This is a genomic window from Lederbergia ruris (assembly GCF_018332955.1).
In the GTDB taxonomy this organism is placed as follows: Bacteria; Bacillota; Bacilli; order Bacillales; family Bacillaceae_C; genus Lederbergia; species Lederbergia ruris.
In genome coordinates, this window is record NZ_BORB01000023.1 from 19,504 (window position 1) to 34,066 (window position 14,563).

The following is a 14,563-nucleotide window of genomic DNA, read 5'->3' on the forward strand; positions in this document are numbered from 1 at the left end:
GTGAGAGATGAGGAATATTAGTTGAATACAATTTACACAATCCTTGTTTTTATACACATCTTTTCGGCCATTCTTGGAATGGGACCTGGGTTTGTCTTGAGCTTCATTCCGAAATCGGCCCAGACGATGACAGAATTGCGCCATGCTTATAAAATAAAACATCAGCTCCATATTATCGTTATGATAGGTGGCACCTTATTGTTGATTACCGGTTTACTAATGGGCATGATCCATCCTTACCTTTTTCGAATGGGCTGGTATATCGTAAGCATGATTCTATTTTTTGTTGCTCTTGCCATGGGGCCATTTGTTTTAAAACCTTTATCCGTTCCCGTTAAAGAAATTGTCAACCAACATCAAGGAGAAGAAATACCGGAAGCATATTTTCGCTTATCTAAAAAACTAGGTTTCTATGAAAATATTGAAAATCTCTTCTTCCTGATCATCATTATCTTAATGATCTTAAAACCCTTTTAACCATCCTAATTACTTGGATGGTTATTTTTTGCCTAGTTAGGGAGGAAAAGTTCAGATGGGTGGTGAAGTGATACAGATGAAAAATAAAAAAGGGGAGCGAAAAGGATGAATAAAACCTTAAAGTTCCGGGATGATGGTACATTTACGATCGTTCAGTTTACGGATGTGGAGTTTATCGATGAATTTGATCATGATCCTGATTCACCTAAGTTGGATAAGGAAACACGTTGTTTAATGGAGATGGTGATTCGCGAGGAACAACCAGATCTCATTGTTTTTTCCGGAGATGTGATTGCGAGTGCGAGAACGAGAGACCCGATCCAATCGTTTCGTCATGCAGTGGCGGTTGCTGAGGATCATCAAGTTCTATGGGCCGCTGTTTTTGGAAATCATGATTCCGAGGGGAGTGTTTCGAGAAAACAAATGCATAGGGTTCAACTGGAGCATGAATATTGCGTGGCGAAAGAGGATCCACCGGGGGTAAGTGGTGCGGGAAACTATGTACTGACGGTTATGAATGATCAAGATGAGGTGGCCGCTGCGCTATATTTTTTGGATAGTGGCGATTATTCCCCATTTGGTGGGTATGATTGGATTCGGAGGGATCAGATTAACTGGTATGTTTCAACGTCCCAGATATTGACAGAACAAAATGGAGGAATCCCTTTACCAGCGCTTGCCTTTTTTCATATACCGTTACCAGAATATAGTGAGGCTTGGGAGCATCATATTTGTTACGGCCATCGATTAGACGGAAAATGTCATACGCCAATGCTAAATTCAGGATTTTTTTCAGCGATGGTGGAAATGGGCGATGTGATGGGGACCTTCGTTGGTCATGACCATGCCAATGATTTTTGTAGTACACTCCATGGGATTCGACTCTGTTATGGCCGTGCGACGAAATATGTAAGTTACATTGACAATGAGCGCAATGACTATTTTCCAACAGGAGCGCGTGTCATTAAATTGCAGGCAGGAGCGCGGGAATTTGACACATGGATTCGCCAAAATGACGGGTCTGTCGTGCATGAGCAACCCGTACACTATCCAGAAAGATAGATCGAAAGAAGAGTGTGGAGAAAAAACAGTGATCCATCCTTGGTTTAAGGATGGATATTTTTTTGCGGGAAAAATGCCGATTCTATCGTAGCCAAAAAGAACTAGTGATTCAGCCACTTTTTATACATAATGACTTTCGTTATGATACAGACAGAATTCAATGAAAAAGGGAGTTTAGCTTGTGAAAAAATATTATTATGTCTGGCTGTTGGCCTTTTTATTATTGACGGCATGTGCGGGGAAGGATACAGAACCGGCGGAACCTCAAAAGGACGTTTCTGCCGAAGAAGTGGCTACAAAGGATGAAGGGGAAGCTGTGAAAAATGATGGTCAAACAGAAGCGGAGGAATATGTGCCTAAAGAGGTGCAGTATTATGAAATCGAAAATCCTGGGCGGGATGTAACGGAGCTTGAAAAAGAATTGCTGCGTTATCCCGGGATTTATAGTGGAGACGATTATGATGAGGCGAAAGTGAAGGAGGCGCTCGACAAATTACCAGATGATCTGACAGAGGCGGAATACTTAGAAGAACTCAAGTACTTACTAACAGAGGATTATCACGAAGAGCTGGAGACTTTCCTCCATTTTGATTCCTCAGTAGAAGTAGATGTTGTTCGCCCTGATGAAACGATTGACTCCCCGAATGTCAAAACGGCTCATTATGCGATTTTGATTGATGCTAGCGGAAGCATGAAGGCAATGGTGGGGAATAAAAATCGCATGGATGCGGCAAAAGAGGCAGTATTAGAGTTTGCGGAACAGATTCCAGAAAACGCCACGATCTCCATGCGAGTTTATGGTCATAAGGGGTCGGGAAGTGACGCGGATAAAGAATTATCCTGTACAAGTACAGAGAACTTTTATAATGGAAATTTTGAAGATGGAAAATTTAAGAAAGCTCTTGAAAAAGTAAAACCTGCGGGCTGGACACCGATTGGTCTTGCCTTAGAAACAGTGAAAGAGGATATTCCAGAAAACACAGATGATGTGATTGTCTATGTCGTAAGTGATGGCATTGAAACGTGTGGAGGAGACCCGGTGAAAGCCGCCGAGGATTTAGTGTCGGCCGATATCGAAACGGTCGTTAATATTATCGGTTTTGACGTAGATAACGAAGGGCAAAAGTTATTAAAAGAAGTGGCAAGTGCCGGAAATGGCGAATTCACGTATGTGGATTCAGAACAGGATTTGAAAAAATATTTAAGAGCCCAATATCAAGAAATTCAACAGGCATGGTATGAGTGGAAAGAGGCTGGAAAGCAACAGGCCTATGAATCAAAGGAAGAAAAGAAAAAGCTCGCTTATGAGACAAAAGAAAGCATGAAAAGGAAAAGTTATCAAGAAAAAGAACGAATGAAGAAAGCCCAACAATATTTAAAGGAAAAATTTGATGAAATAGGCCATCCTGCTTCATCCCCTCTCTATTCATTGGTTGTGGATTATGGAAAGGAAAAATATCGCTATGCTGTGGACGTTGGAACTAAAGCTTATCGGGAAAGTGTAGAAAGTGGGAGAAAACAATATCGAGATTATGTCGAGGAAGGAAATGAGAAAATTAGAGAAACGATTAAAAAGAAAAACGAATGATCAGGAAGCATAGGCCAACAGGACGTTGGCCAAAACGGCGTTGCCCCAGGGCGGAAGCCAACAGGATTGGACAAAACGGCGAAGATGTAGATTGAAGAGGTGTTTGGATGTACGAAACCGCGGAGGAAATGCCAAGATGTAGATCCAAAGCGTGTTTGGATGTACGAAATCGCGGAGGGAGTAGCAAAACGTAGATTCAAAGCGTGTTTGGATGTACGAAATCGCGGAGGGAGTGGCAAAACGTAGATCCAAAGTGTGTTTGGATGTACGAAATCACGGAGGAAGTGGCAAAACGTAGATTCAAAGTGTGTTTGGATATACGAAATCGCGGAGGGAGTAGCAAAACGTAGATTCAAAGCGTGTTTGGATGTACGAAATCGCGGAGGGAGTAGCAAAACGTAGATCCAAAGTGTATTTGGGTGTACGAAATCGCGGAGGAAGATCCAAAATGTAGATCCAAAGCGTGTTTGGATATACGAAATTGCGGAGGAAGTGGCAAAACGTAGATCCAAATTGTGTTTGGATGTACGAAATCGCGGAGGGAGTAGCAAAACGTAGATCCAAAGTGTATTTGGATATACGAAATTGCGGAGGAAGATCCAAAACGTAGATCTAAAGTGTATTTGGGTGTACGAAATCGCGGAGGGAGTAGCAAAACGTAGATCCAAAGTGTATTTGGATATACGAAATTGCGGAGGAAGATCCAAAACGTAGATCTAAAGTGTATTTGGGTGTACGAAATCGCGGAAGAAGCGGCAAAACGTAGATCCAAAGTGTGTTTGGATATACGAAATTGCGGAGGAAGATCCAAAACGTAGATCTAAAGTGTATTTGGGTGTACGAAATCGCGGAAGAAGCGGCAAAACGTAGATCCAAAGTGTGTTTGGATGTAGGAAACCGCAGAGCATCTAACGAAGACGAGAGGACGTGGCGCCTTTAGGCGTTGGAAGTGTTTTTTAACTTTCCGTACCTAAACAAATCATTCTCTGGGACGATATAATCTGTAGAAAGATTCAAATTTCCGAGAGGGACGATTAGATGAACTTAGAACAGATACGTATCGCAGATCACAATAGGAAAAATACGATCATGGGCCTTGCCTGTGGGTTAATATTAGGAGTAGGCCTGATCGGGCAAATATTTATGGAAACTTATGTCGCGATCCTTTTATCGCTTGCCATTCCTTTGGTTCTACTGATTGGTTTGTTTTTCTTAAGTAAGCGGGTTGAAGGAATCAAACGGATTTTCCCTTATATCGTGATCACCTTAATTTCTGCTATGGTGCTGGGGACGATCTTGCTAGCTGGGGTAAGTATAGCCACAATTGCTTTATCCTTTCTAGTGCTGATATTTGCAAGTATACCAGGTTCTTATGGTGTCTTTATTTATGGGTATTTGATTAGCTCAGTCGCGATCGGAATTTCTCAATTCCAGATGACTGATACGCAAACTGGGAATTTACTATTAATTCACTTTTTAGCTTCCGTCATGTTCGCAGCAACGGTTCATCAAAGTAGGCGTCTATCAAAGCAGTTGGAAGTGTTAGTAGCAGATGCCGAAGAGAAAATGAAATTGGAAGAAAACTTGGCAACGAAGTTAAATCAAGCATTCAACATGATTACCGTGAATTTACGACAAATACAAGAGAATTCCAATCATTCTCTGGCTTCACAAAAGGAAATGCTGACCGCTTTGGAAGAAGTAAGTACGGGGAGTCAAAGTCAAGCTGACCATATTGTAGAAATCGCCGGGACGACAGAGGATACCAACGTTTCGGTCAAAAAAATGCAAGAGAATGTAAAGGTGCTAGTTGTAGAAGCGGATGCAGGTGGGGCAAAGGCAAGTGCTGGAATTGAAAAAATGAAGATGATGAAGGAACAATTCGATGCCTTTTCCCATTTTTTCAATGAGTTAATGGCCACTTTTCAGGACTTGACAGAAAAAATTGCGGAAACCAATACCTTTGCCGAATCGATTCGGGAAATTACCGTGCAAACCAATATGCTATCTTTAAATGCTTCCATAGAAGCAGCAAGAGCAGGGGAACATGGAAAAGGGTTTGCGGTTGTAGCCGAAGAAATTCGCAAGCTTGCTGGTTTAACGGACAACACTTTAGAAAAAATTGATGCTAATTTAGATGCTGTCAATCACTCGAATGAAATGGCTGTAACAAAATTACATGATGGGATGAAGCAACTTCATACTCAAGTTGAATTAACGAATGAATCCGATATCGCTTTTAAAGAAATTACGGGCGCCATGAATGATTTACAAAGAAAACTGGAGCAACTTTTACAAGAAGTGGAAGTGGTTGCGGATAATAGTGAGACGATTCAAGCACACACCAATGACTTTGCCTCCATCGTGGAAGAAAGCACTGCAGCTGTGGAAGAACTGCATGCAACCTTGACACAGCTCAGTGATGAACAGGAAAAAATCACAGAGTATGTCCAACAAACTTATAAGGAAGCCAGTGTGCTGGGAGAAAATTTCGTTCGCTAATGTCTTAGGTTAAAAAATATTAAAAGTTAGAAAGGAGGAGAGGAAGTGGATATTGCCGGCCTTTCAATGGCTTTGAATCAGACACAGCTTAAGCAACAGTCCTCGATTTTGATCGCAAAAAAATCGATGGAAATGATGGGACAACAAGGAGAGGCACTGAAAACATTGATGCAATCGACCAATGTTTCTGCCATTCAACATGTAGCTCAACCCCATTTAGGTGGAACTATTGACATTAAACGCTAAAAAGGACCTTCAAAAAATGGAGAAGATTCGTAGTAATTCTACCAATCTCCTCCATTTTTTGTTGTAAAATAGTATCTTTGGTTTCAATGAAAATGAGTTGAACGTTGAAAAGTAAATAAGCTTATCGTATGATATATAGTGTTATACTATATGGAAAAATATGTATATTTAGTTTTACGTGTATAAAATTCACTGGTTCGAACATATAAACATAGGAGTGTAAAGAATGAGATTACAAGAGCTATCAAGGTTTGATGTTTTACAATCACAATTCAAAGTCGATGATTTGGGAATCCCCACAGCAAAACAGGAATCATTGGATAGAATCTTTCATTTTTTATATGAGCATACGGATCTTCTATATTTATCCTTCATTCGCGAGGAAACCCTAATCCAATACATACAATATCATGCACAAAAGCAATTTCACCCCATCTCTTTCTGCGAAGTCATAAAAGATCTTAAGTTCTTTACTTGGTTTTTAAAAAATAGTAAAGAAATTAACTGTATGATAAATTTGGATCTTACCTTACTTCATGATAACTTGTGGAGGCAAATTACAAACCAAGTTAGTGAGTAAGAATGAATAGGCCGAATCAAAGTTTTCCCGGAATTTAGGGCAACAAGCATCAAGTTCATAACCTCACAAATGACAGAAATTCGGCTTTCCGACTTCGCTTTTCTCGCGACATTTGCTTTAAATCATCCCCTTCATTGAATACTTACTTTCCTAGCGCTTTAAATCACCTTAGTTCATTTCACCTATTTAGTAAAGGATACGGATAGATTATTGTTGTACTTTGTCGATTTTTGTAGTAATATTTCATGGTAATTGGTAAAAAAATCCTATGATAAAAGAATTGGATATCGGCTGATAGGCCCCGGTAAAATGGTCATGAAAAGGGGGCTGTTTTTTTGTGATTTTTACAAATAAAATCACAACCAATGTTAGGGAGGGGCCTAATGTGAAAATGTACACAATATAAAAGTGGAATGAAACTTAGAAAATTATAAAATGAGGTGACTGAGTTTTGAAAAGTATGATTAAATTCAAAAGTATAAAAGCGAAAATGCTTTTCGGTTTTTCTTTGATTATTATTCTATTAGTCTGTTTCGGGATATATAACTTCTATTCCGTCAAATCGACAAATCAAAACACAAGTAAAATTTTAGACGAAGAAATGAAAATATTGATTGCTGATGAACAATTAGCCACCGTAATGGCTAATCGAATCGCTACTGTCCGTGGATATGTGTTATTTGGGGATCAAGATTTTAAAGAACGCTTTGACTTATACACGGAAAAAGGGAAGGAATATGAAGAAATAATTAAAGAAGAAGGTGGAGCGGAAGAATTTGAGGATCTTGTGAAACGAACAAACGAATGGCAAAACTTTATTTTGACCAATGTTTTTAGTGAATATGATAAAGGTAACGAAGAAATGGCGAAAGAAAATCTCTCTGAAGCAGCTGTTGTTGCAAGGGAAATTATGGAGGGTTATGAGGAGTTGGCAGCAAATCGAGAAAACCAAATAGAAGAAAATGGAAAGAGCATTATGACAAATGGAGAAAGAAATTTAGTTGTATCTATGTCTGTAATTATTCTAATTACATTCGTCAGCGTTGCTGTTGCATTGATTACTTCCCATCTCATTGCAAAACCAATTAAAGAGATAAAGGAAAGGATGAAATCAATCGCGGCCGGTAATCTTAACCACGACCCTTTAATCCTACATTCTAATGATGAAGTAGGTCAGCTTGTGCAAGCGGCAAATGAAATGCAACAAAGCAACCGTGATTTACTTATCAAGATTAATGCCGTCTCGGAAAGCGTGACAAGCCAAAGTGAAGAATTAACACAATCAGCGAATGAAGTGAAAGAAGGATCCCAACAAATTGCCTCAACCATGCAAGAACTCGCAATCGGGTCGGAAACTCAGGCTACAAATACAAGTGATCTTGCCTCTGGTATATCCACATTTTCAGCTATTGTGAATGAAGCAAATGCAAATGGAAAGCAAATAGAACGAGTCTCCAAAGAAGTTCTGAAAATGACTGAAAATGGCACGCAATTAATGGATTCCTCTAATCAACAAATGAAAAAGATTGATCAAATTGTCCATAACGCAGTTCAAAAAGTGGATGGATTAGATATAAAATCACAAGAAATCGCAAAACTCGTTTCAGTTATTGAAGATATTGCTGCACAAACTAATTTATTGGCACTGAATGCCGCGATTGAAGCGGCACGAGCAGGAGAACAGGGAAAAGGTTTTGCAGTGGTAGCAACAGAAGTAAAAAAACTTGCTGAACAAGTTGCTAATTCTGTTGGGGATATTACAAGTTTTGTAGAGGATATTTTAAATGAAACAAAAATAGTCAAGACTTCCCTTAATAAAGGATATGAAGAAGTGGAGTTGGGAACGAAGCAAATCAATTCGACAAGTGAAACATTTGCTGAAATCAATCGTACCGTCATGGGAATGGTGGATCGAATAAAGGTGGTTTCAGAGAATTTAGCCACTATTACATCAATTAGTGAAAAAATGAATCACTCTATTGGCGATATCGCAGCCATTTCAGAGGAATCAGCTGCAGGTGTGGAGCAAACGTCAGCATCCTCCCAACAAATTAGTAGTTCGATGGACGAGGTCGCAAACAGCTCTGAAGAGTTGGAAATAATGGCAGAGGATCTAAATAAATTAGTGAAACAGTTTCGTTTGTGAAAATAAGGGAAAGTGGTTTGGTAAGAGGTGTTAAAATTGGCGTTGGAATCCAGGTACGATTACCGACGAAGTAGAAAAACTCCGGAAAGAGAACTACGTAACGATTTTTGATGAAAAATTACCCTTCAAGTTGATAAGGGTAGTTTTTCATGGATATTGAATAGCCAAAGGGCTAAAGGACGGTGAATGTCTAGAAAATTCCTCATGAATCATTTACACTAAAAAGAAAAGCATGATGAGGTGACGGTTTGATTTATCAATTTAAAATACAATTGCTTGGGTTTCGCCCTCCTATTTGGCGGCGATTACAGGTAGATTCCAATATGACCTTTTTAGATTTTCACGAAATTTTACAAATAGCTTTTGAATGGGGGGATTACCATTTACACACATATAGGATGACAAAGTCCAATGGGAAGGGTGTTGAGCCAATTGAAATCGGAATGATGGACGAATATGGTCTTTTTTCACCTTTGTACGATGAAGAGGAAACTGTGCTCTCAGATTTCTTTGTAAAAGAGAAGGATCGTGCAGTTTATACTTATGATTTTGGTGACGATTGGAATCATGAAATTGTTTTGGAAAAAGTGTTAGCATCTGAAAAAGGAATGACCTATCCTAATTGTGTGAAGGCGATGAGAGAAGCGCCAGAAGAAGATAGTCGAGGATTGTACCTTGATGGCGTTTCTCCTGAAGAAACAATGAATTCACAGGCTTTAACGGATTATATAAATGAGGAATTATCCATTTGGCTATTGGAAGAAAAAAATGAACTGGAGTTTGATTGGTCACGTTTGCTTATGGCAGCAAAAGATTTTAATAAATTAGCCCCTTGGAACAGATTAGAGGGTGACGATATCTTTATTATTACAGACCCAATCACAAAAAAACAGTTGTTTTGCAGTGTACTTGGGAATGCCCATGAACTATACGGACTTGCCGTATATATTGGGAAGGAAGGCTTTGAATCTTTGTTACAATTATTAAATCAAGGAAACGAGAGTGCGTTTGAACTTTCACAGAAACAAAGAGCTGTTTTAGTGTCATTTGTGAATCGCGATGAACTTGAAAAAGCGGATTATGAATTAATTAAAGCAACCACTGTATCGTTTAGAGGGAAGAATCAGTGGCCAGAATTTCGCAGTTATCAACCAGGCTTTTTCCCATGGATGATTGATCACGAAGAAGCTAGATTCCTCTTATTGGCGTTGGAGCAATTGCCTTATTTAGTTGAAGATATTAAAGAACAGAAATTTTCTCTAGATGAAACAGGGCAAGGAGCATGGTTAGCACGAACCCCAAAAGAAAATGCAAACGGGGAAATAGACTGGGTAACGGAGTATGTCACCTCCTCGATTTTTAATTGGGATGTGACAAGTGATGAGGGACATCCTTCCTACCTTTCAGAGCTGGATGTCAAACGTTTATCTAAATATAAACAAGATCAGGGAAGCGTCGAGTTTGATTTCTTTCCCGTTAATATGCCGATTCAAGAACTGGAAGGAGAACGTCCTTATTTTCCTAATTTGAGTGTGGCGATCGATCAAGAAAGTGGCATGGTTTTATTTCAAGAGATGCAAGCCGGTGGAAACAGGGTGGAACAGTGCCAGCGAGCTTTTTTAAAGTTTTTGCAAAATCGTAATACAGTTCCGAATAAAATTTTGGTTTCAGAGTCCATTTATGAGATGTTACTTCCACTAAAATTCCTCTACGCATCAAATCTTATTGAGAGCGAAGAATTACCTGGTATGGCAGAATTTAAGCAAATATTAGAACAAATGCAGAATTAAAAAAGGGCAATTCAATCTATTATTTTGTAATGATTGAATTGCCCTCATCCCTTCAAGTGAGTTCAAGATAATTGTGAATGGCTTTTCGATGACTGCCGACCATATTATCAGGTAGTTGATGGAGGGGGAAATACTTTATTTGCAGGGACTCGTCGTCATGGACTTGAGGCTTTCCCTGAACGATATCCTTTGTCATATATACGATTGTTACGACATAAAACTCATCGCCATTTTGTGCTTTGACGTAATGGTTTTTCCCAGAGGAAACGCTAATCAATTCTAACTCCCCAATCGTGAGTCCTGTTTCTTCCCAAACCTCTCTCCGTGCACATTCTTCTGTAGATTCGCCTAATTCCATTAACCCGCCAGGCAATCCCCAAACACCATACGGATATTTGCGTTGCTGTAAAAGAACATTATTTTGCTTATTCAACACGATCACAACAGAGCCTGTGAGTATTAATGGCCGATGTCCCACTATTTTTCTTAAATCCTCGACATACCCCATATCTATTTCATTCCTTTCGAACAATTAAGCTTATTCTTATTATATCGCTTACACCATAAACTTTCTTTAGGTGTTTGGCTGATTCTTAATTAACCGATCGATTTTGAAAAGAAAGGTAAACGTTATTACTTTTTTATGTAAAATGGATTACACTTGTCTCAAAGGAGATGTAAGGAATGTTTAGTGACAGCGTTATCATCTGCGGGGGTTTCATATTTAGGAGCATAATAGACAATTCCCGTTCATTCATCATGAAAAAACAGGCAAGAAACCGTGATTAGACAACAACGAAATGTGAGGAAGTGCGATGATATTTTTATCGATTAAAAAGATGCTAAATGACATGAAGTTGCGAAATAAGTTATTTTTTTCTTTTGTACTCGTTGTTTTTGTACCAGTTTTAATCGTAGGGGGTTTCCTAACAAACGAACTAAAGCAATTGGCTCTTACAGACGCTGTCAAACAAGAGACGGCTAATCTTGATCGTGTCAAAAAAAGAACCTTGGAAACATTGAAAATCCCATTGTATTTATCGAATAATATTTTATATGATCAGCGATTAAAGGAAATTGTCAATACAGAATATCAGTATACGTATGATGTCGTAGCAGCCTATAAAAACTATTCCACCTTTGATCACTATTTAAATACATACCCCCATGAAATTTCCAGTATTCGTTTTTATATGGAAAATCCTACTCTATTAAACAACTGGCAAATCATTCCGTCCTCTGAACAAGTAAGCCAATCTGTTTGGTATATCAATGGAAAAAAGGGCAAAGGATTGGCTTCTTGGACATATATAGAAGATGAAACGAAACAAAATAGAAAATATCTCAGTTTTGTTCGACGGATTGATTTTTTAGACTTTAAAACATATGGAATGTTGGTTATAACCGTCAATACGGATCATTTAAATTTGATATTATCACAGGAATCATCCCCCATGATGATCATCGATGATAAAAATAATATTATTGCAACGAATGATCCTGAGTTTACAACAAAATCCTTTAGTAAAATGATTGAATCCAAACAAATGCTAGAAGAGCAAATAGGAGCGTTCCGTGGAAAGGTGAATGGAGAACCATCCTATATTTTTTTAGAAGAGATACACCCGGATCATAGTTCGAATGGACTGAAGGTTGTTTCTGTTATCCCGAACCAAGAGATCGTCGAAAATGCCAATCGATTCGGCAGAATGGGGCTGTTCGTTGTCACCATTAGCGTGATTATTGCTTTATGTTTAATCTACTATTTCTCCAAATGGTTATCACAGCGAATATTGATTTTGAGCGAACAGATTCATGAAGTGGGTAAGGGAAATTTTGATCATGCGATATTGGTAGATGGAAAAGACGAAATCGGCCAACTCTCTAAACAATTAAATGCTATGGCGACGAATACGAAACAACTCCTCCGAGAGATAGAAGAATCGAATAAACAGAAAAGTTTGCTGGAACAAAAACAAAATCATATCAAGTTTAAAATGATGGCCAGTCAGATTAATCCGCATTTTTTATTTAATGCACTTGAATCGATACGAATGAGGGCTAGTTTGAATGGCGAAAGGGAAATCGCTCAAGTTGTGAAATTACTTGGAAAATTGATGCGCAATAGTATTGAAGTTGGGACAAGTAAAGTCAAGCTAAGCAGTGAAATTGGCGTGATCCAATCCTATCTTGAAATTCAAAAATTCCGCTATAGGGAGCGAATTGATTACGAGCTTCATATTGATCCACGAACGAATGACTTGAAAATACCACCATTCATCATTCAGCCACTTGTTGAGAACGCAGTTGTTCATGGAATTGAAGATGTAGCTAAAGGGGGAGTGATATCAGTCATCAGCAAATGGACTTCCACTGGAATCTATATTGCAGTCACGGATAGTGGTAAAGGGATTAGTGAGGATAAATTGAAAGAAATCAAACAAATGTTAGCGGAGAATGAGGAAAAAGAAGGTATTCGCATTGGTCTGCGAAACGTACATCAACGATTACAACTAACGTATAGTCATTCAGCTGGTTTGACAATTGAAAGTGTATTAGGGAAAGGGACGACAATATCATTTTTAATCCCGATTGAAGGGGGGAATGGAATTGTTTAAAGTATTGATTGTCGATGATGAGCCAACCATTCGAGAAGGTTTGGCGGCTCTTATTCCGTGGGAAGAATATATGATTAGCCAGGTAGAAACGGCAGAAAATGGTGTAGAGGCGCTCCATAAGCATGAAAGGTTGGTACCCGATCTTATGATTGTCGATATCAAAATGCCTGGAATGACAGGAATTGAATTAATGGAAAGAATAAGAAAAAGGGATCCATCTGTAGATTTTATTATCTTAAGTGGGTATGCAGAATTCGAATACGCGAAACGGGCTATTTCTTTTGGTGTAGAGGGCTATTTATTAAAACCAATCGTAGAAGAAGAGTTGATGGACTATTTAGATAAACTAAAGTTGAAATGGGAGCAAGAACGCGACTATAGACAGATGAAAGATAAGTTAGAAGCTGAAAACAAAGAGAGGATGCTAGAAAGCCTCTTAAGAGGGAATGTAGATGCGCAGGTGACTGAATTTTTCCGGAAACTGGGATGGTCTCATTATCGTCTTCTATTCATTACTTTAGACAACGATCTAGAGTTAGCAAATAGAAAACAACAATTAAAAGCCTATTTTAAAAAGGATGATTCCGTGATTGTATGTACTCATCAACGACGTTTAGTCATTGCATCGAATGGGCAGTTTTTTCTTTCCCATCAACCGAATGTTATATATGAAAAGCTCCAAAGGATGTTTCCCATGTCAGAGCCATTTGCTGCGGCATTGACTGATCCAGTTGAAAGGATAGAAGAATTGCCTACAGTCTATCAAATAGCTGAGCAACTGCTTGCCAATAAATTTTTTTACGATGAACAACAAATCTTAACTTCACAATCAAAACCGATTTTTTTAGTCAAAGGAAATAAAAAAGAGCAAGGAAAATCTTCGGAAACGCAAATGGAGAAATTAATTTACATGATTGAGTTAGGAGATCAGCAGGCTGTTAAAGATATTTGTCTAGAAATGGGAGAGCAGTGGACACATGAAAATCCAACTGAAGAATCGATCAAAAAGAATTATATTCATTTGGTTTCCACTCTGATCAATAAATGGATGTCGGATTATAAAGAACTCACAAACCTAATGGAAAAAGTAATGGAAATTGAAAAGCAACCCACTATCGACCGACTCTTAATTCATGTCAATTCTATATTGGTAGAAATCATGGAACAGATCGATCGGGAAGATTCTGACTTGATTGTGAAAAAAATGATTCACTTAATTGAAAGACACTATCATTCCAATATTAAACTTGACACTCTAGCAGAAACACTTCACTATCATCGGGGCTATTTAGGCCAATTATTTAAAGATTCCACAGGCCAATATTTTAATACGTATTTAGATAAAGTGAGGATTGAAAACAGTAAAAAATTATTATTACAAGATTTAAAGGTTTATCAAGTAGCCGAAAGAATTGGCTATGCCAATGTTGATTATTTTCATAGTAAATTTAAGAAGTATGTTGGGATTTCACCGTCAGAATATCGAAAAAAGAAGGCGATAGAGAAATAATCATTTGCGGATGGTTATTTCTCTTTTCTTTTTCTCCGCAAAAT

Annotated in this window: 11 protein-coding genes; 10 read left to right on the forward strand and 1 reads right to left on the reverse strand. The window is 38.4% G+C overall.

The window, feature by feature from the left end:
• Window positions 1-21: 21 nt before the first annotated feature.
• The 8 genes from KI363_RS13325 (at window position 22) to KI363_RS13360 (ending at window position 10,391) form a co-directional block, all read left to right on the forward strand.
• Window positions 22-477, forward strand: coding sequence for a DUF2269 family protein (locus KI363_RS13325; RefSeq protein ID WP_158320850.1), 456 nt, complete (start codon window positions 22-24; stop codon window positions 475-477).
• A gap of 105 nt (window positions 478-582) precedes the next feature.
• On the forward strand, window positions 583-1,539 hold the full coding sequence (locus KI363_RS13330) for a metallophosphoesterase family protein (RefSeq protein ID WP_212966613.1): 957 nt from the start codon (window positions 583-585) through the stop codon (window positions 1,537-1,539).
• Window positions 1,540-1,720: 181 nt separating this feature from the next.
• Window positions 1,721-3,127, forward strand: a complete 1,407-nt coding sequence (locus tag KI363_RS13335; protein WP_246516866.1) for a vWA domain-containing protein — start codon at window positions 1,721-1,723, stop codon at window positions 3,125-3,127.
• Between the two features lie 1,038 nt (window positions 3,128-4,165).
• On the forward strand, window positions 4,166-5,629 hold the full coding sequence (locus KI363_RS13340; RefSeq protein ID WP_212966614.1) for a methyl-accepting chemotaxis protein: 1,464 nt from the start codon (window positions 4,166-4,168) through the stop codon (window positions 5,627-5,629).
• 45 nt (window positions 5,630-5,674) lie between these two features.
• Complete coding sequence (locus tag KI363_RS13345; protein WP_212966615.1) at window positions 5,675-5,875, forward strand: YjfB family protein; 201 nt, start codon at window positions 5,675-5,677, stop codon at window positions 5,873-5,875.
• A gap of 226 nt (window positions 5,876-6,101) precedes the next feature.
• Complete coding sequence (locus tag KI363_RS13350; RefSeq protein ID WP_212966616.1) at window positions 6,102-6,455, forward strand: hypothetical protein; 354 nt, start codon at window positions 6,102-6,104, stop codon at window positions 6,453-6,455.
• A gap of 460 nt (window positions 6,456-6,915) precedes the next feature.
• Complete coding sequence (locus KI363_RS13355; protein ID WP_212966644.1) at window positions 6,916-8,601, forward strand: methyl-accepting chemotaxis protein; 1,686 nt, start codon at window positions 6,916-6,918, stop codon at window positions 8,599-8,601.
• 248 nt (window positions 8,602-8,849) lie between these two features.
• Window positions 8,850-10,391 (forward strand): plasmid pRiA4b ORF-3 family protein, encoded by a 1,542-nt coding sequence (locus tag KI363_RS13360; protein WP_212966617.1) that lies wholly within the window; start codon window positions 8,850-8,852, stop codon window positions 10,389-10,391.
• A 52-nt stretch (window positions 10,392-10,443) separates the two neighbouring features.
• Here KI363_RS13360 and KI363_RS13365 read toward each other — a convergent pair whose 3' ends face one another.
• A complete protein-coding gene (locus tag KI363_RS13365) occupies window positions 10,444-10,899 on the reverse strand; it encodes an NUDIX hydrolase (RefSeq protein WP_212966618.1) in 456 nt (151 codons plus the stop codon).
• A gap of 307 nt (window positions 10,900-11,206) precedes the next feature.
• On the opposite strand from KI363_RS13365, the gene KI363_RS13370 reads away from it, so the two are divergent.
• Both KI363_RS13370 and KI363_RS13375 read left to right on the forward strand, forming a co-directional pair.
• The gene (locus KI363_RS13370; protein WP_212966619.1) at window positions 11,207-13,009 is read left to right on the forward strand and encodes a sensor histidine kinase; all 1,803 of its coding nucleotides are present in this window, start codon (window positions 11,207-11,209) and stop codon (window positions 13,007-13,009) included.
• A complete protein-coding gene (locus KI363_RS13375) occupies window positions 13,002-14,519 on the forward strand; it encodes a response regulator transcription factor (RefSeq protein ID WP_212966620.1) in 1,518 nt (505 codons plus the stop codon). The genes KI363_RS13370 and KI363_RS13375 overlap by 8 nt, the downstream gene beginning before the upstream one ends.
• Window positions 14,520-14,563: the final 44 nt, after the last annotated feature.

Bases quoted from the DNA above. Each gene is read 5' to 3' on its own strand.
- KI363_RS13330 (WP_212966613.1), top strand. From the start codon at position 583: ATGAATAAAACCTTAAAGTTCCGGGATGATGGTACATTTACGATCGTT.
- KI363_RS13340 (WP_212966614.1), top strand. From the start codon at position 4,166: ATGAACTTAGAACAGATACGTATCGCAGATCACAATAGGAAAAATACG.
- KI363_RS13350 (WP_212966616.1), top strand. From the start codon at position 6,102: ATGAGATTACAAGAGCTATCAAGGTTTGATGTTTTACAATCACAATTC.
- KI363_RS13355 (WP_212966644.1), top strand. From the start codon at position 6,916: ATGATTAAATTCAAAAGTATAAAAGCGAAAATGCTTTTCGGTTTTTCT.
- KI363_RS13365 (WP_212966618.1), bottom strand. From the start codon at position 10,899: ATGGGGTATGTCGAGGATTTAAGAAAAATAGTGGGACATCGGCCATTA.
- KI363_RS13370 (WP_212966619.1), top strand. From the start codon at position 11,207: ATGATATTTTTATCGATTAAAAAGATGCTAAATGACATGAAGTTGCGA.